Below are 18,835 nucleotides of genomic sequence, written 5' to 3' on the forward strand. Positions count from 1 at the left end.
CAGGCAGCAGAGACCGAACAGGATCTCTCAGCGGCGGGCCTTTCTGCTGTCGAAAGCATCGGCAGCCGCAGCTATGTCCTGGACACCTCGGTGCTGCTGTCGGATCCCCGGGCAATCACGCGCTTCGCTGAACACGAGGTGATCCTGCCTCTCGTGGTGATCACCGAGCTCGAAGGCAAGCGCCACGACCCTGAACTTGGCTACTTCGCACGCAAGGCACTGCGCCTGCTGGATGACCTGCGCGTCAAACACAACGGACTGAACCAGGCCATCCCGCTCGGAACCGAGGGCGGCACGCTCCGCGTGGAACTGAACCACATCTCCACCGAGGTGCTGCCCGTCGGCTTCCGCAACGGTGACAACGACTCACGGATCCTGGCCGTCGCCAAGAACCTCGCAGACGAGGGCCGCAACGTCACCGTGGTCTCCAAGGACCTGCCAATGCGCGTAAAGGCCTCCGCCATGGGGCTGCAGGCGGATGAGTACCGCAACGAACTGGTGAAGGACTCCGGTTGGACCGGCGTTGCCGAACTGGACACCCTGGACGACGACGTCGACGCCGTCTACACGAACGAGCCCGTCTTCCTGCCGGCCGCGGCGGAACTACCCGCCAACACCGGGGTGATCCTGCACTCCGGCAAGGGCTCGGCCCTGGGCAGGGTGGGTGCCGACAAGCAGGTGCGGCTGGTTCGCGGGGACCGGGATGTATTCGGGCTGCACGGGCGGTCGGCTGAGCAGCGGCTCGCCATCGACCTGCTGCTGGATCCAGAGGTGGGCATCGTGTCCCTGGGTGGGCGTGCGGGCACCGGCAAGTCGGCGCTTGCTCTGTGTGCGGGGCTGGAAGCCGTCCTCGAGCGCCGGGAGCACCGCAAGGTGGTGGTCTTCCGGCCGCTCTACGCAGTGGGCGGCCAGGAGCTCGGCTACCTGCCGGGCAGCGAGAGCGAAAAGATGAATCCCTGGGCGCAAGCGGTGTTCGACACCCTCGGCGCGCTCGTCTCACAGGAGGTTGTGGAGGAGGTGATGGACCGCGGCATGCTCGAGGTCCTCCCGCTCACCCACATCCGCGGCCGCTCCCTGCACGACTCCTTCGTGATCGTCGATGAGGCCCAGTCACTCGAGAAGAACGTGCTGCTCACCGTCATGAGCCGCATCGGGCAAAACTCCAAGATTGTCCTCACGCACGATGTGGCGCAGCGGGACAACCTGCGGGTGGGCCGGCACGACGGCATTGCCGCCGTCGTTGAAACGCTCAAGGGACACCCGCTCTTCGGACACATCACGCTCACCCGGTCGGAGCGCTCGCCCATCGCGGCGCTGGTGACGGACCTTCTCGAGGGCGCCGAGATCTAGGTGGGCAGCTTCCGTGGCAGGTCAGGAGACCTGCCACGGAATGTGTTCGCGCACATCGGTGAGCGTGGGCGGGGCGTCGGTGAACAGATCGTCGATCATGTACTCGTCCACGCCGCCGATGGCCAGGCGGTGCCCGCATCCTTCGAGCGGGCCGTCCAGAGCCGTGGTTGAGACGCAGATGGCGGTTGCGACGTCGACGGCCACGCGGGTGCGTCCACTCCCGATGAGCGGGCGTCCGGGTGTGAACGGCTGGTAGGAGATGTTGGGCGTGGCGGTCGCGGCAAGGACGCGGCGGCCCTCGAACAGTTCCTCGGCAATGTCTTCGAGCTCCACCCGGTTGGCAAACGGCGTCTCGTAGGGGACGGGTGCGTCCCCGGCCAGTTCCACGGGGTCAAGCATCGCGGACCAGCGCGGGTCGCCGAAGGCCGGCTCTCCGTAGGCTGCCTGCGGGCGACGGTGGACAAAGCCGGCGTCGTTATAGACCGGGGTGACCAGCCGCGGCGGTACCAGCCAGGACTTGCGTGCCGATTTCGGGAGGAGCCCGTCCCGGGAGGTCTCCGGGCTGCTGTGGAGGAGCGCGCCGTCGGCGGTCTCCACGCGCAGTGCGGCAGGGCGGCGGACCCAGGCGCGAAGGGGATCGGACTCACCCTCGGGGCTGATCCACGACACCGTGAACCGCACCGTCTCCCACCTCCAGGGCGAGGAACGGCACAGCGACCGGAACACGACGGCGGGGTTCGAACCGCTGGAAGCGGACATATCCACAGTGTAAGCCCGGGCATTCCGCCCGGTCCGGGGTCGTCAGTTACGGTAGGCACATGCTGGCACTGATGGGGGAGTACTGGAGCGCGTCTCCGGTGGCGTTCTGGCTGTGCGCGGCGGCGCTGGCGCTGCTCGCCGTCGTCGGAATCTGGCTCAGCATCATCGACATCCTCAGCCACCGGCTGCCCAACCGGATCATCTTCCCGTGCTATCCAGCGGCAGGCGTGCTCCTGATCGGTGCAGCGCTCGCCGCACAGGACTGGATGCGGCTGATTTCCCTTGTCGGCGGAGCGGCCGTCCTCTGGATCTTCTACTTTCTCCTGCGCCTGATCTATCCCGCCGGGATGGGCTTCGGCGACGTGAAGCTCGCCGGGCTCCTGGGGCTATACCTGGGATTTGTCGGATGGTCGTTCCTGCTCTGGGGAACGTTCGCGGCCTTCCTGCTCGGCGGGCTGTGGGGCGTGCTGCTCATTGTGAGCCGGCGGGCCACCGCGAAATCGGCGATTCCGTTCGGGCCGTTCATGATCGTCGGCGCTTCGCTGGTGCTCGCACTAGGCTGACAACCATGCCTACACCCGATTTTGTGCTTGACCTGCGTTCAAGGATCGGTCACGACCCGCTCTGGCTGCCCGGGGCAGCTGCGGTGGTGTATGACGACGACGGCCGTGTCCTGCTCGGACGCCGCGCCGATACAGGTCAGTGGACACTCATCACCGGCATCATCGATCCCGGAGAGCATCCCGCGCAGGCGATCGTCCGGGAGGTGCACGAGGAGACCGGAGTGTCGGTCGAGGTGGAGCATCTGGTGAGCATCGACGTCGTCGGTCCCATGACCTTCCCCAACGGCGACGTCTGCCGCTTCCTGAGCATGGTCTTCCGCTGCCGCTACCTCTCAGGCGAGGCGCGCGTGAACGACGACGAGTCCATGGAAGTGCGTTGGTTCAGCCCCGAGGACCTCCCGGAGCTGAACCCTCTACACCGCAAGCACGCCGAGACGGCGCGCTATTCGACCGGCGTTCCGGACTTCGTGCGCTGAGCCTGGCGGCCCCGCACCGCTGACCAGTTCCGATAGTTAAATTCGGGAAACGTTTTCTTAATTTCCTGCCCCAGGCTTGTTATGCGATTCAGCTCACGGATAGGGTTACTTCCGTTGGTCTCCGTGAATCGTTTCACCGCCTGATGCTCAGGCGCTCTCGGTCGGCCCTTGAACCACCCCAATTTCACTGTCGAAACTGCAAGGTGTGATGCAATGACCCTCGGTAAACCGCGCCCGAATCCGGTGCGCACCCTGATTGCAGGAACCGCAATAGTCGGTCTCTGCTCGGCGACGACGCCGGCTCTTGCGGCTGAGGAGGAGCCGCGAACCTGGTCCTTCGACTTCGGCACGGCTTCCAGCCCTGTCGCGGACGGATGGACCGGCGTTGCTGAAGGCAGCCGCTACTCCACTGAGGCCGGCCATGGGATCGTTCCGGTCGACGGAGTGTCTCCGGTCTCAAGGAACCGGGCCTCTGACCCGGTGGATCCGCTCAACAATGACTTCGTCCTCGGAACCGCTTGGGGATTCGCCGTCGACGTGCCGAACGGCACCTATGACGTCCGTGTCCTCTCCGGCGACCAGCTCGCCGGCACCAGCACGACGACGACGAACGTCGCCCTCGAAGGCACCGCCGCCGGGACCATCAAGTCCCGTCAGGCAGTGTCGGAGCAGACCTTCCCCGCCACGGTGCAGGACGGCCAGCTGACCATCGACCTGACCGGCGAGGGCGCCGGAGCCTACGTCAACGGCATCCAGATCACCGAAGCCGCCGAGCCGATCGAGGAACCGCAGCCCGAGCCGGAGGAGCCGGTATCGGCGCTTGCCGCTCCGCAGTCCGTACGCATGTCAAATGTCACCGCGGATGCCGTGACGCTGCGCTGGAACGAGGTGGCCGGCGCAACCGGCTACGTCGTCAGCCGCGCGAGCACCGTCGGCGGCCCCTACACCAGGGTCGCGGAAACCGCAGACCGGGTTGTCTACCTGACCGACGCCGTGGACACCACCAAGGCGCACTACTACAAGGTGCAGGCCCGCGGCGCCGACGGCCTGTCGCCGTCGTCGGCTGCAGCGGTATCCAGCCTGAGCACTGACGCACCGGCGCTGCCCGAGAATGGAGTGCTGTCGCTCGACCTCGGAAACGGCGCGACCGCTGCGGGGGCAGTGCGCATTGATGAGACGACGGCGTACACCACCGAGAATCGCGCCGGCTTCGTTGACGTGTCCCAGGTGAGCGCTACCGACCGCGGCGGTGAGAATGCCACGCGCTCCGACTTCGTGACGGTCGGGGACACCGAGCTGGTTGTCGATCTTCCGAACGGTAACTACACGGTTGACCTCATCGCCGGGGATGCCGAGGGTGCCACGGACATCGCGATCACTGCCGAGCAGATGGCCAAGGTGCAGCGCACCGCGAAGAACGCCGGCGAGTACCTGGAGATGGCATTCAACATCGCCATCGTGGACGGTCAGCTGAACCTCGAGTTCGCCGGTGCTGCCGCCAACCTCAACTCTCTGGTGATCACCCAGCAGACCCCGAAGGAGGCCGCCGCTACCCCTACCGCCTGGATCACGGGTGACTCCACGGTCCAGAGCTACACCGCGGACTACGTGCCGCAGGCCGGGTGGGGCCAGATGATCGAGCGCTACCTGTCCGACGACGTCACGGTCGAGAACAAGGCCATCGGCGGACGCAGCTCGAAGAACTTCATCAGCCAGGGACGCCTCGACGAGGTGCTGCTGAACATCAAGCCGGGCGACTACCTGTTCGCGCAGTTCGGCCATAACGACAACAGTTACGGCGTGGACGACCGCTGGGCTGCCCCCGGTGACTACTACGAGTACCTGCGTACGTTCGTGGACGGCGCGAAGCAGCGCGGTGCCACTCCCGTGATCGTCACTCCCGTTTCCCGCAGGTCGTTCAATGCCGAGACCGGCGAATTCAATGTCTCCTTCCCGGAGTATGTGGACGCTGCGAAGAAGCTCGCCGCCGAGACGGGCACGCCGCTGGTCGACCTGTCCGCATCGAGCCGTGCCTACCTGAACGAGATCGGACCGGAAGCGGCCAAGTCCGTGTTCCTGCACGTTCCGGCAGGCGTCTACGCGAACCGTCCCAACGGAACCGTTGACGACACCCACTTCCAGGAATACGGAGCCATCCAGCTCGCCCGCCTGGTCGCCACCGACGTCGCGAAGCTGGACATCCCGCTCGCCGCGGAGGTTGAATCGGTGGAGCCGCCGGCAGCGGTTCCCGCCGCACCCACCGGCCTGGTTGCCGGCAGTGTCTCCAACGCCGGTGCCCAGCTCACCTGGGACGCGGTGGAAGGTGCCGACATCTACAAGATCTTCAGCAAGAAGGCCGACGCCGGCGACGACGCCTACGCGCTCGTCACCACCTCCACACTGCCGCTGGCAGCAGTCGGCGGACTCGAGGAGGGCGCTTCCTACGACCTCCGCGTAGTGGCAGTGAACGGGCGGGGCGATTCCGCGCCGTCGGACGCTGTCCGGATCACCACCAAGGCGCCGCTGCACAAGTTCGACGTGCAGTTGCAGGGCAACCCGCTCATGCCCGGATACACAGAGGCACACCAGAACTCGCTCTACACCGAGGAGCTCGGCTGGGGCTGGCTCACGGGCGGAATGGGCGGCCGCGACCGCGGAATCAACTTTGATCCCGCGCCGACCGACCTTGAGCGCGACTTCCTGCTGCCCAGCCCGAGCCACGAGTTCGTGGTGGACGTTCCTAACGGCAGCTACGCCGTGAAGACGTACAACGGTGACTGGATCGGCACCAGCCGCTCCAACGTGCAGATTGAAGGGAAGGACTTCGGATCCTCGAACGCCGGCCGCGGCTCGGTGTCGCAGAAGATCAGCCAGCCGGTGCTCGTGACCGACGGCCAGATCAACCTGGTGATGACCGGCTCGTCCTCCCGCCTGAACGGCATCGAGATCACCCCGCTGCTCCTGGCGCCCACCGGACTGGCTGCCGACGATGTCGCTATCGACGGCAGCAGCGTGGCAGTCTCACTGAGCTGGACCGGGAACGACGACGCCGCGGGCTACCGTGTCTACCGCAAGTCAGCGGAGGCGTCGGAAGCTGAGGCGATTGGCGACGTCGACGGCGTGTCCTTCGTGGATACGACGGCAGACATCGGGCTTGAGTACACCTATACCGTTGTGGCCCTCGACGCAGCCGGAGCGGAATCCGTTCCCTCCAACGCCGTCGAGCTGACCACCGTGGATCCCGATGTTGCGAAGGCACCGGTTCCCACCGGACTGAACCTCGGCGAGGTCAACAAGAACGACGTCACCCTCAACTGGGAGGCTTCCGAGGGCGCCATTTTCTACCACGTCTTCCGTGCCGACCCCAACGCTGACGGCTCCATCGGAGAGATGAAGCTGATCGGCCGTGCCGATGGGACCACGTTCAAGGACACGGGCGTGCTCACCACCGTCGAGTACGTGTACGCGGTGGCAGCGGTCAACGCGGGCGGCGTGTCCGCCCAGTCCGAGACCGTCACCTCGCCGGCCGTTACCACGCTGGCCCGTCAGGCCGAGCGGCTGGACCGATCGCCGGTGGCGGTAGTGTCCGACGGCGGTGTGTACGTCGGGTGGCGCATGCTGGGCCTCGACCCGGAGGAAATTTCCTTCCACGTCTACCGGGACGGCAAGCGGATCACCACCGAACCTGTCACCGGAAGCACCAACCTGTTGGACACCGACGGAACGGGTGAGGCAACCTACCGCATCAGCACGGTGGTGAACGGCGTCGAACGCTGGGCGGGTGAAGAGTTCACCGTGTGGGATTCGCAGACCCTGGACGTACCGCTGGACAAGCCCGCCGACGGGGTGACCAAGGACGGCCAGCCGTACAGCTACCGCGCCAATGACGCCTCCATCGGCGACCTCGACGGCGACGGGCAGTACGAGATCGTGCTCAAGTGGGATCCGTCCAACTCGAAGGACAACTCGAGCGGCGGCTACACCGGCAACGTCTATGTAGACGCCTACGAGCTCGACGGAACACGCCTGTGGCGGATCGATCTCGGCAAGAACATCCGGGCCGGCGCGCACTACACGCAGTTCCAGGTCTTCGACCTCGACGGCAATGGAACCGCGGAGGTCACCATGAAGACCGCCGACGGCACCGTTGACGGTGCTGGCACGGTTATCGGCGATGCACGTGCCGACTACCGCAACTCGGGCGGCTACGTCCTGACCGGACCGGAGTTCGTCACGGTGTTCAACGGTGCAACCGGTGCCGCCGTCGACACCACCGACTACATCCCCGCAAGGGGCGACGTGGGAGCGTGGGGCGACACCTATGGCAACCGCGTCGACCGGTTCCTGGCTGGCGTTGCGTACCTCGACGGCGAGAAGCCGAGCGTTGTGTTCAGCCGCGGCTACTACACCCGCACCGTAATCGCTGCGTACGACTTCGACGGCACCGAGCTCACCTCGCGCTGGACCTTCGATTCCGACGACGCCGGCGACGAGTACCGCGGTCAGGGCAACCACCAGTTCTCCGTGGCCGACGTGGACAACGACCAGAAGGACGAGATCATCTTCGGGTCGATGACCATCGACGACGACGGCACCGCGCTGTACAACACGGGATTGGGTCACGGCGACGCGCTGCATGTATCCGACTTCGACCCGGCCCGCCCCGGACTCGAGGTATTCGCCGCACACGAGAACATCTCGGCGTCGGGCGGCAAGGGCGCAACGTACCGCGACGCCGCCACCGGCGAGGTCATCTGGTCCATCCCGGCAACCCGGGACACGGGCCGTGCCGCCATGGGTGACATCGATCCCCGGCATCCCGGTGCCGAGGGTTGGGCCGTGGGCGGGGACGCTGCCTGGAACTCACCCGTGGGCCAGCTCCGCGCAGCCAACGGCGACCTGATCGCTGAGCAGATTCCTGCGGCCAACTTCCTCACGTGGTGGGACGGTGACCTCCTGCGCGAGATCACCGACCACGAGTGGACTGAGACAACTCGCACCGGTGTTCCGACCATCTCGAAGTGGAACGTGGCGACCAACTCCTCGGACCTGCTGTACCGGGCCGAAGGAACGCTGACCGGCAACGACACCAAGGGCAACCCCGCCCTGCAGGCCGATCTGTTCGGCGACTGGCGCGAGGAGATCGTCACTCGCACCGACGACTCGACCGCACTGCGGATCGCGACCACCGTGAACGTGACCGAGCACCGGCTGCGCACCCTGCAGTCCGACCCGGTGTACCGCCTCGGCGTCGCTTGGCAGAACACCTCCTACAACCAGCCCCCGCACACCTCGTACTTCCTCGGCGAGGGCATGGAGAAGCCGAAGGCACCGAGCATCGTCTACACCGGCGAGGAGCCTGCTCAGGGTGAGCGCGTTGTCCCGCAGTTCACGCCGGACGCACCGGTGAAGGACAGCCTGACCGATGAGAATCAGATCGACCTCGGTCTCGCCGGGCAGAAGCTGCCGCGAGGGGCCTCCGAAGTCGTCCTGTCCAACCTGCCGGCCGACGAGTGGGTGCACGTATACCTCGGCTCCACCTCGTTGGGTTGGCACCTGGTGAACGACGGCGGCACCGTCACCGTCACGACACCGGAGGACACCCGCCCTGGTGACAACCGCGTGGCGGTGCTCACCGAGGACCGCGAGGTAGCCGAGCAAGCCACCCTCCTCGGATGGGACCGCCTGCAGGTGGTGGGCCCGGGACGCTAGAAGCGAGCCTTAAGTAGCGAAGGCCTGGACGGTAACGTCCGGGCCTTCGCTTCTTACGTTTCGGCTACTGCTGCCTGTGCTTGTTACTGGGGAGGCCGGGTCATGGACAGGACGTCCAGTGCTTCGTCCAGCTGTGCTTCGGTCAGCTCGCCACGCTCTACATAACCGAGTGCGACGACGGCCTCGCGGACGGTGAGCCCCTCGGCCACGGCCTTCTTGGCAATCTTCGCCGCGTTCTCGTAGCCGATGTACTTGTTCAGCGGCGTAACGATCGACGGCGACGCCTCAGCCAGGAAGCGGGCGCGCTCCTCGTTGGCGGTCAAGCCATCGATCATCTTGTCGGCCATGACGCGGCTGGTGTTGGCCAGCAGGCGGATGGACTCAAGCAGGTTAGCGGCCATCACCGGGATGCCGACGTTGAGCTCGAACGCGCCGTTGGTGGAGGACAGAGCGATCGTGGTGTCGTTGCCGATAACCTGGGCCGCCACCATGATGGCTGCTTCACAGATGACGGGGTTGACCTTGCCCGGCATGATCGAGGAGCCCGGCTGCAGGTCCGGGATAGCGATCTCGCCCAGTCCGGTATTCGGGCCGGAGCCCATCCAGCGCAGGTCGTTGTTGATCTTCATGAAGGAGTACGCGATGTTGCGCAGCTGGCCGGAGGCCTCGATAAGGCCGTCCCGGTTGGCCTGGGCTTCGAAGTGGTTGCGTGCCTCGGTCAGCGGCAGGCCGGTGTCCTGGGCCAGCAGTTCGATCACCCGGGCGGAGAAGCCGGCCGGAGTGTTGATGCCGGTTCCAACGGCGGTGCCGCCCAGCGGAACCTCAGCGACGCGGGGGAGCGAAGCATTGATGCGCTCGATGCCGTAACGGACCTGAGCGGCGTAACCGCCGAACTCCTGGCCGAGGGTCACCGGGGTGGCGTCCATCAGGTGCGTGCGGCCGGACTTCACAACTCCCGCGAACTCCTGCTCCTTGCGCTCAAGGGACTCTGCCAGGTACTCAAGGGCGGGAATCAGGTCGTTGATGAGTGCCGAGGTGGCTGCAACGTGTACCGAGGTGGGGAACACGTCGTTGGAGGACTGCGATGCGTTGACGTGGTCGTTCGGGTGGACAACCTTGTCGCTGCCGCCGTCCTTCAGTGCACGGGAGGCGAGCTCGGCAATGACCTCGTTGGTGTTCATGTTCGAGGAGGTCCCGGAGCCGGTCTGGAACACGTCGATCGGGAAGTCGCCGTCGTACTTCCCTGTGGCCACCTGGTCAGCAGCGGTTTCGATTGCGCGGGCAAGCTCGCCGTCGAGCACTCCGAGCTCGGCGTTCGCCGTTGCTGCAGCCTTCTTGATTCGTGCCAGGGCTTCGATGTGGGCCCGCTCCAGCGTCTTGCCGGAGATCGGGAAGTTCTCTACTGCGCGCTGCGTCTGCGCACGGTAAAGGGCGTTGACCGGAACGCGGACCTCGCCCATGGTGTCGTGTTCGATGCGGAATTCAGCGACGTTTTCCTGGGAATCAATTGTCATGCGCCCAATTGTGGTCCGTGGTGCGTCGGCGCTACAAATTGCGGCGCCGACGCTACGAATCACAGCACAGAATTACAGTGCGAGTGCCGGTCGAACTACAGGTCGAACTAAAGCGTGCCGAAAGTGGAAACCAGGTCCGCCTTGCCTTCATTCAGGCGGTAGGTCACGCCAAGAACCGCGGTGGATCCCTTTTCGACGGCGTCGGAGATGACGCGCGACGAGTCGACCAGGCGCTGGGCCGTCTGGCGGATGTGTTCCTCGACGGTGTTGTTGACGTCCGTGATGCCGTTGCGGCGCGAGGTCAGGACCGAGGGCGTGATCCGCTCGACGAGGTCACGGATGAAACCGGTGGGCATGGTGCCGGATTCGACGGCATTCATTGTCGCGGTGACGGCGCCGCACGAGTCGTGGCCGAGGATAACGATCAGCGGCACGTTCAGGACGCCCACGCTGTACTCGAGCGAGCCGAGGACGGCGTCGTCAATCACCTGGCCGGCGGTGCGGACCACGAAGACATCGCCGAGGCCGACGTCGAAAATGATTTCAGCGGCGAGGCGGGAATCCGAGCAGCCAAAGATGACCGCGAACGGATCCTGCGTCTCCACAAGAGAGGCGCGACGTGACGCGTCCTGGTTGGGGTGGGACGATTCGGAGGAAATGAACCGGGCATTTCCGTCGGACAGCTTCTGCCATGCTTCGGCGGGGGTCAGTTGGTTGTGCACGGGATCACTGTACTGTCCGAGCCGTCCTGAGCACGGGAAGTGACTCCACGTTGAGCGGTGTCAGCCAGTTGATGCGGGCGCTAGCCGAGCTTCTCCAGCACTGCCGCGCCCACGACGTCGAACTGCGCCAGATCGGCGGTGCCGTTCAGAATCAAGGTGAATCCGTCGCGTTCGGTGGTGAGGTAGGCATCGCCGGAAGGGCTGTCCAGCATTTCCCAGGTGACGCCGTCGATAACCCGCTGGCCCGACGGCGCGGCCTCCTCGAGGCGCTGGGCGAACCAGGTGGGGTTGGACTGATTGGTCTGCGTGACCTGGATGAACTGGCGCTCAGGGGTGAGATATCCCACTTCCCAGAAGGCCACGCCGTCGCCCGATGCGCCTGTCCAGCGCGCGTAGTTGGCGGTCCAGCCTTCGGGCAGCTCTGCTGCGACGGGGAGGTAACCGGCAGCGTCCTCAGCTTCGGACGCGATGGTGGCCACGTCGACGTCGCGCGTGTAGGTCTCCGCAGTGTGCGTGGGGTTCAGCAGGTAGACAAAGAAGACCAGTCCAAGGGTGACTGTCGTGGCGATCAACATACCGATAGCGGAGGCGTTGGCGCGCTTGGCCTGCTTGGCCGTGAGCACCGGGGTCACCGGTGCTGACTGCTGGTCTTCCTGTGCTTCACTCACCCCTCTATTGTCGCTCACGCGGGGCGGCACCAGCGAACCGGGCGCTGAGCGCGTGCATGACGTGGGCGGCGTCACGGATCACGAGGTGGGAGAGCTGCCCCCTTAGAATGGCGGAACGAGGGAACCGCTAATTCAACGATGAGGTAAACGTGTCCGACATTGCAAAAGAAGCGCAGTATTCCACCCTTTCGCCCGCTCTGGCGGTGGGGGATGACGAACCGGACCGCAACCTCGCACTCGAGCTGGTGCGTGTTACCGAAGCAGCCGCCATCGCCGGCGGCCACTGGGTTGGTTTCGGGGACAAGAACAAGGCCGACGGCGCAGCCGTGGACGCAATGCGCTCCCTGCTCTCCACCGTCCACTTCAACGGTGTCGTGGTGATCGGTGAGGGCGAGAAGGACGAGGCGCCCATGCTCTACAACGGTGAGCGCGTGGGTGACGGCAGCGGCCCTGAGGTTGACGTCGCGGTCGACCCGATTGACGGCACCCGCCTCACGGCGCTGGGCATCAACAACGCGCTGGCCGTGCTTGCTGTTGCGGAGCGGGGGACCATGTTCGATCCCTCCGCCGTGTTCTACATGGAGAAGCTGGTCACCGGTCCCGAAGCTGCCGACATGGTGGACCTGCGCCTGCCGGTCAAGCAGAACCTGCACCTGATCGCGAAGGCCAAGGGCAAGCGGGTGAACCAGGTCAACGTGATGATTCTTGACCGTGACCGTCACCGTCCGCTGGTCCAGGAGATCCGCGACGCCGGTGCCCGCACCCGCTTCCTCATGGACGGCGACGTCGCAGGCGCCATCGCCGCGGCCCGCGAGGGAACCGACATCGACGCCCTGATGGGCATCGGAGGAACGCCCGAGGGTATTGTCGCTGCGTGCGCCATCAAGTCCCTGGGCGGCGTGATCCAGGGCCGGCTGTGGCCCACCAGCGACGACGAGAAGCAGAAGGCGCTCGACGCCGGCCACGACCTTGAGCGCGTCCTGTCCACCAATGACCTGGTCACCAGCGACAACTGCTACTTCGCTGCAACCGGCATCACCGACGGCGACCTGCTGCGCGGCGTCCGGTACCACGGCGGCAAGGTGCTAACCCAGTCGATCGTGATGCGCTCCAAGTCGGGCACCATCCGAGTTGTGGACGGCGAGCACCAGGCCCACAAGTGGGAGAGCTACGCGCGCATCAGCTAGCGTGTTCTCGCTTTCGCCCGTTTAGCGTTAGCAGTCTGGCCATCCGATAGCGGTAAACCCGTATCGGATGGCCTTTCTGCTATCGCGGGGCGGAATCGGTAACGCCGGGTACGACGACGGCGGCGCTCACTGGGCGGGCCTACGACGACGGCGCCTGCACCTTGTCCACATAGCCCATCTCTGGCTGGTCCCGCTACACCGCGGCGGGCAGGGTGGATTGTGTGAATCTTCCCGCCATCTGGAGTGCATTGGACCGCCCACTCGATGAAGAATGGTCGCGCCGCTTGGCCAGGAGTGCGCGGCGAGGGAGCCGCATCCGCATCCGGCAGGGCTGCTACGTGGACGCAGCTGAGTGGAGCTCACTCGATGCGGACGGGCAGTACCGCCTGATCCTTTGGGCGGTATCTCGAACCTCCAAGACTCGACCCCTGCTGGGAGAGGAGTCAGCGGGCTTCCTGTGGGGCCTGCCGCTGCCCAACACGCCTTCGATGGTGGACGTCCTGGTTCCTCAGGGGTCGGGCCGCAGGTCAGGCAATGGCGTTCGCCGGATCGTGCGTCCCGACGTCGGGCCCTGCGCCGAAATCGGAGGATTCGCCGTGACTGGAAAGATTTAGACGGCGGTGGAGCTGGCCTTGCGTTATGACTTTCCCTGGGGCGTGGCGGTCATGGACCGGTTACTCAACGATGCGCGGTTGCCGGCCGAGCGTCGCGCGAACCCTGTCAGCAAGGACGACGTCGCCGCGCACATCGAGACTCTACCGACGGCGCGGGCGAGACGGCGGGCAGGTCGCGTTCTCGACTTCGCGGACGGTCTTGCCATGCTGCCGGGGGAGTCGCTCAGCCGAGTGCATATGGCGGCATGTGGCTTCGATGCACCCGTGCTGCAGCACGAAGTCTACGACTCTGCCGGTCTTGCGGGCACTGTCGACTTCTACTGGAAGGACGCCGGCGTTGTGGGCGAGTTCGACGGCCTGACCAAGTACCTGAAACCTGAATACCTGAAGGGTCGTACCCCTTCCCAGGTTGTTATTGACGAGAAGATCCGCGAGGACCGCATCCGCAGCATCGGTCTGCGCGTGGTGCGCTGGATATGGCCTACCGCTGTGTCGCCGGATGCCCTTCAGAGGTGCCTGCGGGCGGCCGGGGCACCGCAGAACCGGAAGCCGCTCGTTTGGCGTTAGCAGTTTGGCCATCCGATAGCGGTAAACCCGTATCGGATGGCCAGACTGCTATCGCGGGGCGGAATCGGTAACGGGAAGGGCGCGGGCCCCTTGGCCAGTAGCGCCTACTGGCCTCCCACACCTCGCTGGCGCTCGGCGCGGGTCCCTCGGCCAGTAGGCTTGAGTCCATGAATCTCCTCATCTCTCCGTGCTGGAATGCTGCCGACTGGGACGCCGCCGTCAACCGACTGAACGGCCACCCGCAACAGCTGTGGGGCTGGGGACAGACAAAGGCCGATCACGGCTGGCGCGTGGAGCGGCTCCTCCTGAGCCGGAACGGGGAGGCCGTGGCGGCCGCGCAAATCCTGATCCGCAGCCTGCCGCTTCCGTTCCGGGCACTCGTGTACATTCCGCGCGGACCTGCATGTGCCGCAAGCGACGCACGTGCAGTCCTGGAAGCCGTGGCAGCCTACGCCCGCGAATCATATGCGGGGATTGTGCTCAGCATCGAGCCGGATTGGGACGCAGAATCCGAGTTCGCCGACGCCGTCCGTGCCGCCGGTTTCCGCCAGACCGACAACACCATCCTGATACCGCGCACCCTCATCCTGGACCTGACGCGCAGCGAGGATGAACTCCTGGCGGACATGTCCAAGAAGCACCGCCAGTACATCCGCAAGTCGGGCCGTGAGGAACTCGAGTACCGCGAGGTGACGCGGGACGAGATCCAGGACTGCCTCGCCGTGTACAAGGAGACCGCGGAGCGCGCCGGATTCGGCATCCACGAGGACGGCTACTACCAGGACATCTTCGACAACCTCGGCCCCGCATCGCCCGTCTTCGCCGCATTCCAGGGCAGCACCATGGTGGCGTTCCTGTGGCTGTCGGCCAGCGAGTCCACCGCGTTCGAGCTGTACGGCGGTATGACCGACGAAGGTGAGCGCCTCCGCGCGAACTACGCGCTCAAGTGGCTTGCCATCCGCTCCATGAAGGAACGCGGGATCACGCGCTACGACTTCAACGGGCTCCTGAACGACGGCGTGTCCAAGTTCAAGATGGGCTGGGCCAAGCATGAGGACATGTTGCTGGGCACCTGGGACAAGCCGCTCTCACCGCTTTACCCCGCCTACGCCACGGCGATGCCACTGGCCCGGCGCGGACTGTCGAAGGCGCGCAAGGCCGTGGGATCGCTCCGGTCTAGGGCTTCGTCTCTTCGAGGCGGCCGCGCACAGGTCCCAACGCCCCAGGGTTAGGGTCCCCGGCCGCGCCCACCGTGACGGCGAAGGCGAGGGCGGTGCCGTCGTCGTCCTCGCCGGTTTGGTCCCCGGTGTCCGAGGCAAGGCGCGCCATCACGGGCGATTCGTTCGCGGGAATGAAGGCGCTCTGGCCGCGGTGGAGGATGAGATCCCCCTTGGGGGAGTCCAGCACCACGGTGCCCGAGACCACGAGGACAACCGCGGGTCCGTTCTGGGCGACGGGGATGTCGGCTGAAACGGCGTCGTCGCCGAAGGCAACCGGCAGTTCCAGGCGCTGGAGCTGGAACTCATCGAAGGGCGGGCAGTAGAGTTCCTGGCCCAGCGGAGTGGACTCCGGCTGCAGCAGCGGAAGGTCCAGGGGTGCGAACTCGACTGTCTTCAGCAGCTCGGCGGTATCCACGTGCTTACCCGTCAGGCCTCCGCGCAGCACGTTGTCCGACGACCCCATCACCTCGATGCCAAGGCCCTCGAGATAAGCGTGGATGTTGCCCGCCGGCAGGTAGAGCGCCTGCCCGGGGGTCAGTGTGATGCGGTTGAGTAGAAGCGCCACCAGGACACCCGGATCGCCCGGGTGGTGTCCGTTGAGCAGTCGGACGGTTTCGACGGCGGTGCGGAGCAGGCCGCCCTCGGCAGCGGACCCCGGGAAGCCCATTTCCGGCTCATTCTCGAGGGCGCCGACGACGGCCTCGACGGCGGCGCGGGTCCCCGCCCCGCCGGACAGCAGACGGGTGAAAGCCTCGCGCAGGGCGGTCACCTCGTCGGGGATGCGCAGGTCCGCTACGACGGCGGTCAGGATCCCCGGCGCCCACCCGCTGTGTTTCTCAAGGAGAGCCACCAGGCCGGCGAAGACCTCCGCAGCCTCCCGGGGGTGGCGGAAGCCGCACAGCGCGTCGAACTCGGTCAGCGCGAAGATCATCTCCGGCTTGGCGAAGGCGTCCCTGTAGTTACGGTGCGGAGCATCCTGGGGGACTAACGCCGCGTTCTCCCTCTCGAACCCCGCGGCGGCCTGGTCGGGACTGGGGTGCGCCTGCAGGGACAGCGGGGCGGCTGCGGCGAGCACCTTCATCAGGAACGGCAGCCGGTCGCCGAAGGCCTCGCGCGTGGGGGCGCCGAGCGTACGGTCCGGATCGGCATCCACCAGCTCGTTCAGCGGCGTGCCGCTATCACCGTGCCCAAGGACGGTTGACGGTGAATCGGGATGCGCCCCGATCCACAGTTCCGCCTCCGGTCCGCCGGACGGCGTCCGTCCCAGCAGTTCAGCGATTGCCGTCGCCGATCCCCAGGGGTAGGGGCGTAACGGGTTGTCCAGCAGGTACATGGCGTACGTCCGTTCGTCAGGCGGGGGAGCATTCCCCGTTGTCGGCCAACAGGCTTTCGAGAGTGGTCCAGTCCTGGTTCACCGCGAGCTGGTGCAGGTACTCCTCGGTGATTCCGTCGGTACCCGTCTGTGAGGGAAGCTGGGCAGGAAGCTGTGCGGGTACCTCAGCAGGAAGCTGTGCGGGTACGGCTTCAACCAGTCCGGCCCGCTCGACCGGAAGTACCCCGGACGCTTCCGGATCCTCGGGCGAGGCTTCGGCCAGCTTCTCCTGGACACGCTGGTGAATGAGCTCGAAGTCAGGGTAGGTGGAGAACAGGTCGCCGGGCTCGCCGAAGTCAGGCGCGCCGATGGTGAGGCGGCCGACGTCGTTGTTCTTCGCCTTGATGGCGAGGTCCACGAAGCTGCCCAGCTGGTCGCGGGGGATGGAGGTCTCGACAATTTGCGTGCCGGCGGCGGCGATCTCCTGGAAACGGGTGAGCACCGTGGGCGGATCGAGCTGGGCGATCATGGCGGCCTGGACGCACTGCTGGCGCCGGATCCTCGAATAGTCGGTGGCGTACTCGCGGGATCGGGCGTACCAGAGGGCGTGGTATCCGTCGAGCTTCTGCACGCCCGGGGCAATCCATTCCGACGGCGGGTAGTACCGCTTCGGGTCGGTGCCCGGGATTTCCTGTGAGGTGACGGGGACCCAGCCGCCGGCGTTGATCGTGATTCCGCCCATCGCGTCGATGAGCTTCTCAAAGCCGGCCATGTCCACCAGGATGTAAGCCTGCACTTCGATGCCGAGGATGCCGCTCGCCGCGTCCATCATTGCCTCGGCGCCCGGGTCCTGGGCGTCGGGGTAGAGGTCCGGGTAGTCCTGGCTGACCACGGGGTAGAGGCTGTTGATGATGCAGTCGTTGCCGCAGTTGTAGCCGTCGGGCCAAACCTGCCACAGCGGGGAGTTCTCGGAGAACGGCGCGTTCTGGAAGTCACGCGGAATGCTGAAGGTGACGGTGGCGCCGGTTTCGGCGTCGACGCTGACCACCGAGATGCTGTCGGGACGGCGGCCGGTACGGTCCTCGCCGGCATCGCCCCCCATGAGGAGGAAGTTGTAGCGGCCGTCCACCGGGTCGAAGGCGGGGCCGGCCTGGAAGATGGTGCCGAAGGTGTTCCGGCCGACGTTCAGCAGGTATGCGGCGTATCCCAGGCCGCCGCTGGTTACGAGCATCAGTACGGCGAGCGCTGCCGCGACGGTCGGACGCATGCCGCGGTCCAGCAGCGGCGGACGGATGATGCGGAGGGTGTTGATAAAGAGCAGGGCCCACGCGACCGCGAGTGCCAGCAGCACTGCGATCAGCAGGAGCGAGAACCATTCGTTGGTGAGCAGGCTCACCAACAGTTGCCGGTTGACGACCGCTGTAACGACGGCGGCGATCACCAGGAGCCAGACGGTGAAGGTGATGCGCAGGGCACGGCGACCAAGCCGCCGGTCACCGGCAACGATTTGGGCGGCTCCGGGCAGGAGCAGGGTCAGCACCAGGAGCAGGAATGCCCTTTTGGTGCGGACGGGGGAAGGCGCCGATTCCGGATAGCGGACCGGGTCCGTGAGGATGGTCTGCGCCGACGGCCTTCCCGGGTGGACCGCCCGACTCATGCGCCGCCGTCGCGGTTGCCGGCACGGGCCCGGAGCTTGGCGCCCTTGTCCAGTGCCGTCTGCCGCAGGTCCTTGGCGAACTCGGCAAGGCGGCCGGACAGTTCCTGGGCCCGCTCGCCGTCGCCCGAGGCCAGGATCCGGACCGCGAGCAGCCCCGCGTTGCGCGCTCCGCCGACGGACACGGTGGCCACCGGAATGCCGGCGGGCATCTGCACGATGGACAGCAGGGAATCCATGCCGTCCAGGTGCTTGAGCGGAACCGGGACACCGATCACCGGAAGTGTGGTGAGGGAGGCAAGCATCCCGGGAAGATGCGCTGCTCCGCCTGCGCCGGCGATGATGACCTTGAGACCGCGGTCTGCCGCGTTTCGTCCGTAGGCCACCATGTCCTCCGGCATGCGGTGGGCGGAGACGACGTCGGCCTCGTAGGGGATGCCGAATTCGTCCAGCGCGCCCGCGGCGGCTTCCATGACGGGCCAGTCCGAGTCGGAGCCCATGACCAGGCCCACCAGCG

General features: G+C 66.1%; 15 protein-coding genes. 8 read left to right on the plus strand and 7 right to left on the minus strand.

The window, feature by feature from the left end:
* Positions 1-57 precede the first annotated feature (57 nt).
* Complete coding sequence (locus GC088_RS04270) at positions 58-1,350, plus strand: RNA 5'-3' helicase PhoH2 (protein WP_323961925.1); 1,293 nt, start codon at positions 58-60, stop codon at positions 1,348-1,350.
* Between the two features lie 21 nt (positions 1,351-1,371).
* Here the strand turns inward: GC088_RS04270 and GC088_RS04275 are convergent, their stop codons facing one another.
* Entirely contained in the window at positions 1,372-2,109 is a 738-nt protein-coding gene (locus GC088_RS04275) for a hypothetical protein (protein WP_323960799.1), read from the minus strand.
* A 59-nt stretch (positions 2,110-2,168) separates the two neighbouring features.
* Here GC088_RS04275 and GC088_RS04280 point away from each other — a divergent pair, with 59 nt between their 5' ends.
* The 3 genes from GC088_RS04280 to GC088_RS04290 all read left to right on the plus strand — a co-directional run bounded on the left by GC088_RS04280 (position 2,169) and on the right by GC088_RS04290 (position 8,860).
* Positions 2,169-2,672, plus strand: coding sequence for a prepilin peptidase (locus tag GC088_RS04280; protein ID WP_323960801.1), 504 nt, complete (start codon positions 2,169-2,171; stop codon positions 2,670-2,672).
* A 5-nt stretch (positions 2,673-2,677) separates the two neighbouring features.
* Complete coding sequence (locus GC088_RS04285) at positions 2,678-3,148, plus strand: NUDIX hydrolase (protein ID WP_323960803.1); 471 nt, start codon at positions 2,678-2,680, stop codon at positions 3,146-3,148.
* Between the two features lie 213 nt (positions 3,149-3,361).
* The gene (locus tag GC088_RS04290; protein ID WP_323960805.1) at positions 3,362-8,860 is read left to right on the plus strand and encodes a rhamnogalacturonan lyase family protein; all 5,499 of its coding nucleotides are present in this window, start codon (positions 3,362-3,364) and stop codon (positions 8,858-8,860) included.
* Positions 8,861-8,943: 83 nt separating this feature from the next.
* On the opposite strand, the gene GC088_RS04295 is transcribed toward GC088_RS04290, so the two are convergent.
* The 3 genes from GC088_RS04295 to GC088_RS04305 all read right to left on the minus strand — a co-directional run bounded on the left by GC088_RS04295 (position 8,944) and on the right by GC088_RS04305 (position 11,764).
* Positions 8,944-10,374: a class II fumarate hydratase gene (locus GC088_RS04295; RefSeq protein WP_323960807.1), complete on the minus strand. Its 1,431-nt coding sequence runs from the start codon at positions 10,372-10,374 to the stop codon at positions 8,944-8,946.
* A 107-nt stretch (positions 10,375-10,481) separates the two neighbouring features.
* The gene (locus tag GC088_RS04300; protein WP_323960809.1) at positions 10,482-11,096 is read right to left on the minus strand and encodes a carbonic anhydrase; all 615 of its coding nucleotides are present in this window, start codon (positions 11,094-11,096) and stop codon (positions 10,482-10,484) included.
* 80 nt (positions 11,097-11,176) lie between these two features.
* Positions 11,177-11,764 (minus strand): DUF4245 domain-containing protein, encoded by a 588-nt coding sequence (locus tag GC088_RS04305; RefSeq protein WP_323960810.1) that lies wholly within the window; start codon positions 11,762-11,764, stop codon positions 11,177-11,179.
* Between the two features lie 149 nt (positions 11,765-11,913).
* Here GC088_RS04305 and glpX point away from each other — a divergent pair, with 149 nt between their 5' ends.
* The 4 genes from glpX to GC088_RS04325 all read left to right on the plus strand — a co-directional run bounded on the left by glpX (position 11,914) and on the right by GC088_RS04325 (position 15,364).
* Positions 11,914-12,951 carry a class II fructose-bisphosphatase gene (gene glpX / locus GC088_RS04310; RefSeq protein ID WP_323960812.1) on the plus strand — a complete coding sequence of 346 codons (1,038 nt, stop codon included), beginning with the start codon at positions 11,914-11,916 and terminating at the stop codon, positions 12,949-12,951.
* 338 nt (positions 12,952-13,289) lie between these two features.
* The gene (locus GC088_RS04315; RefSeq protein WP_323960814.1) at positions 13,290-13,565 is read left to right on the plus strand and encodes a hypothetical protein; all 276 of its coding nucleotides are present in this window, start codon (positions 13,290-13,292) and stop codon (positions 13,563-13,565) included.
* An 18-nt stretch (positions 13,566-13,583) separates the two neighbouring features.
* On the plus strand, positions 13,584-14,132 hold the full coding sequence (locus GC088_RS04320; RefSeq protein ID WP_323960816.1) for a hypothetical protein: 549 nt from the start codon (positions 13,584-13,586) through the stop codon (positions 14,130-14,132).
* A 167-nt stretch (positions 14,133-14,299) separates the two neighbouring features.
* On the plus strand, positions 14,300-15,364 hold the full coding sequence (locus GC088_RS04325) for a lipid II:glycine glycyltransferase FemX (protein WP_323960818.1): 1,065 nt from the start codon (positions 14,300-14,302) through the stop codon (positions 15,362-15,364).
* Here the strand turns inward: GC088_RS04325 and manA are convergent.
* The 3 genes from manA to purE are packed head-to-tail and all read right to left on the minus strand — an operon-like array spanning position 15,309 to position 18,818.
* Positions 15,309-16,685 (minus strand): mannose-6-phosphate isomerase, class I, encoded by a 1,377-nt coding sequence (manA, locus tag GC088_RS04330; RefSeq protein ID WP_323960819.1) that lies wholly within the window; start codon positions 16,683-16,685, stop codon positions 15,309-15,311. The genes GC088_RS04325 and manA overlap by 56 nt on opposite strands.
* Before the next feature lie 16 nt (positions 16,686-16,701).
* On the minus strand, positions 16,702-18,321 hold the full coding sequence (locus GC088_RS04335) for an LCP family protein (RefSeq protein WP_323960821.1): 1,620 nt from the start codon (positions 18,319-18,321) through the stop codon (positions 16,702-16,704).
* Positions 18,318-18,818, minus strand: a complete 501-nt coding sequence (purE, locus tag GC088_RS04340) for a 5-(carboxyamino)imidazole ribonucleotide mutase (protein WP_323961927.1) — start codon at positions 18,816-18,818, stop codon at positions 18,318-18,320. Before purE ends, GC088_RS04335 begins: the two co-directional genes overlap by 4 nt.
* Between the last annotated feature and the right edge of the window lie 17 nt (positions 18,819-18,835).

Origin of the sequence: Arthrobacter sp. JZ12 (assembly GCF_035189165.1) — a bacterium.
Classification (GTDB): domain Bacteria; phylum Actinomycetota; class Actinomycetes; order Actinomycetales; family Micrococcaceae; genus Arthrobacter_D.

What these genes read in the sequence shown, in the direction of transcription:
- GC088_RS04275 (WP_323960799.1), bottom strand. Translation starts at nt 2,109, where the DNA reads ATGTCCGCTTCCAGCGGTTCGAACCCCGCCGTCGTGTTCCGGTCGCTG.
- GC088_RS04280 (WP_323960801.1), top strand. Translation starts at nt 2,169, where the DNA reads ATGCTGGCACTGATGGGGGAGTACTGGAGCGCGTCTCCGGTGGCGTTC.
- GC088_RS04285 (WP_323960803.1), top strand. Translation starts at nt 2,678, where the DNA reads ATGCCTACACCCGATTTTGTGCTTGACCTGCGTTCAAGGATCGGTCAC.
- GC088_RS04290 (WP_323960805.1), top strand. Translation starts at nt 3,362, where the DNA reads ATGACCCTCGGTAAACCGCGCCCGAATCCGGTGCGCACCCTGATTGCA.
- GC088_RS04295 (WP_323960807.1), bottom strand. Translation starts at nt 10,374, where the DNA reads ATGACAATTGATTCCCAGGAAAACGTCGCTGAATTCCGCATCGAACAC.
- GC088_RS04325 (WP_323960818.1), top strand. Translation starts at nt 14,300, where the DNA reads ATGAATCTCCTCATCTCTCCGTGCTGGAATGCTGCCGACTGGGACGCC.
- manA (WP_323960819.1), bottom strand. Translation starts at nt 16,685, where the DNA reads ATGTACCTGCTGGACAACCCGTTACGCCCCTACCCCTGGGGATCGGCG.
- GC088_RS04335 (WP_323960821.1), bottom strand. Translation starts at nt 18,321, where the DNA reads ATGAGTCGGGCGGTCCACCCGGGAAGGCCGTCGGCGCAGACCATCCTC.
- purE (WP_323961927.1), bottom strand. Translation starts at nt 18,818, where the DNA reads ATGGGCTCCGACTCGGACTGGCCCGTCATGGAAGCCGCCGCGGGCGCG.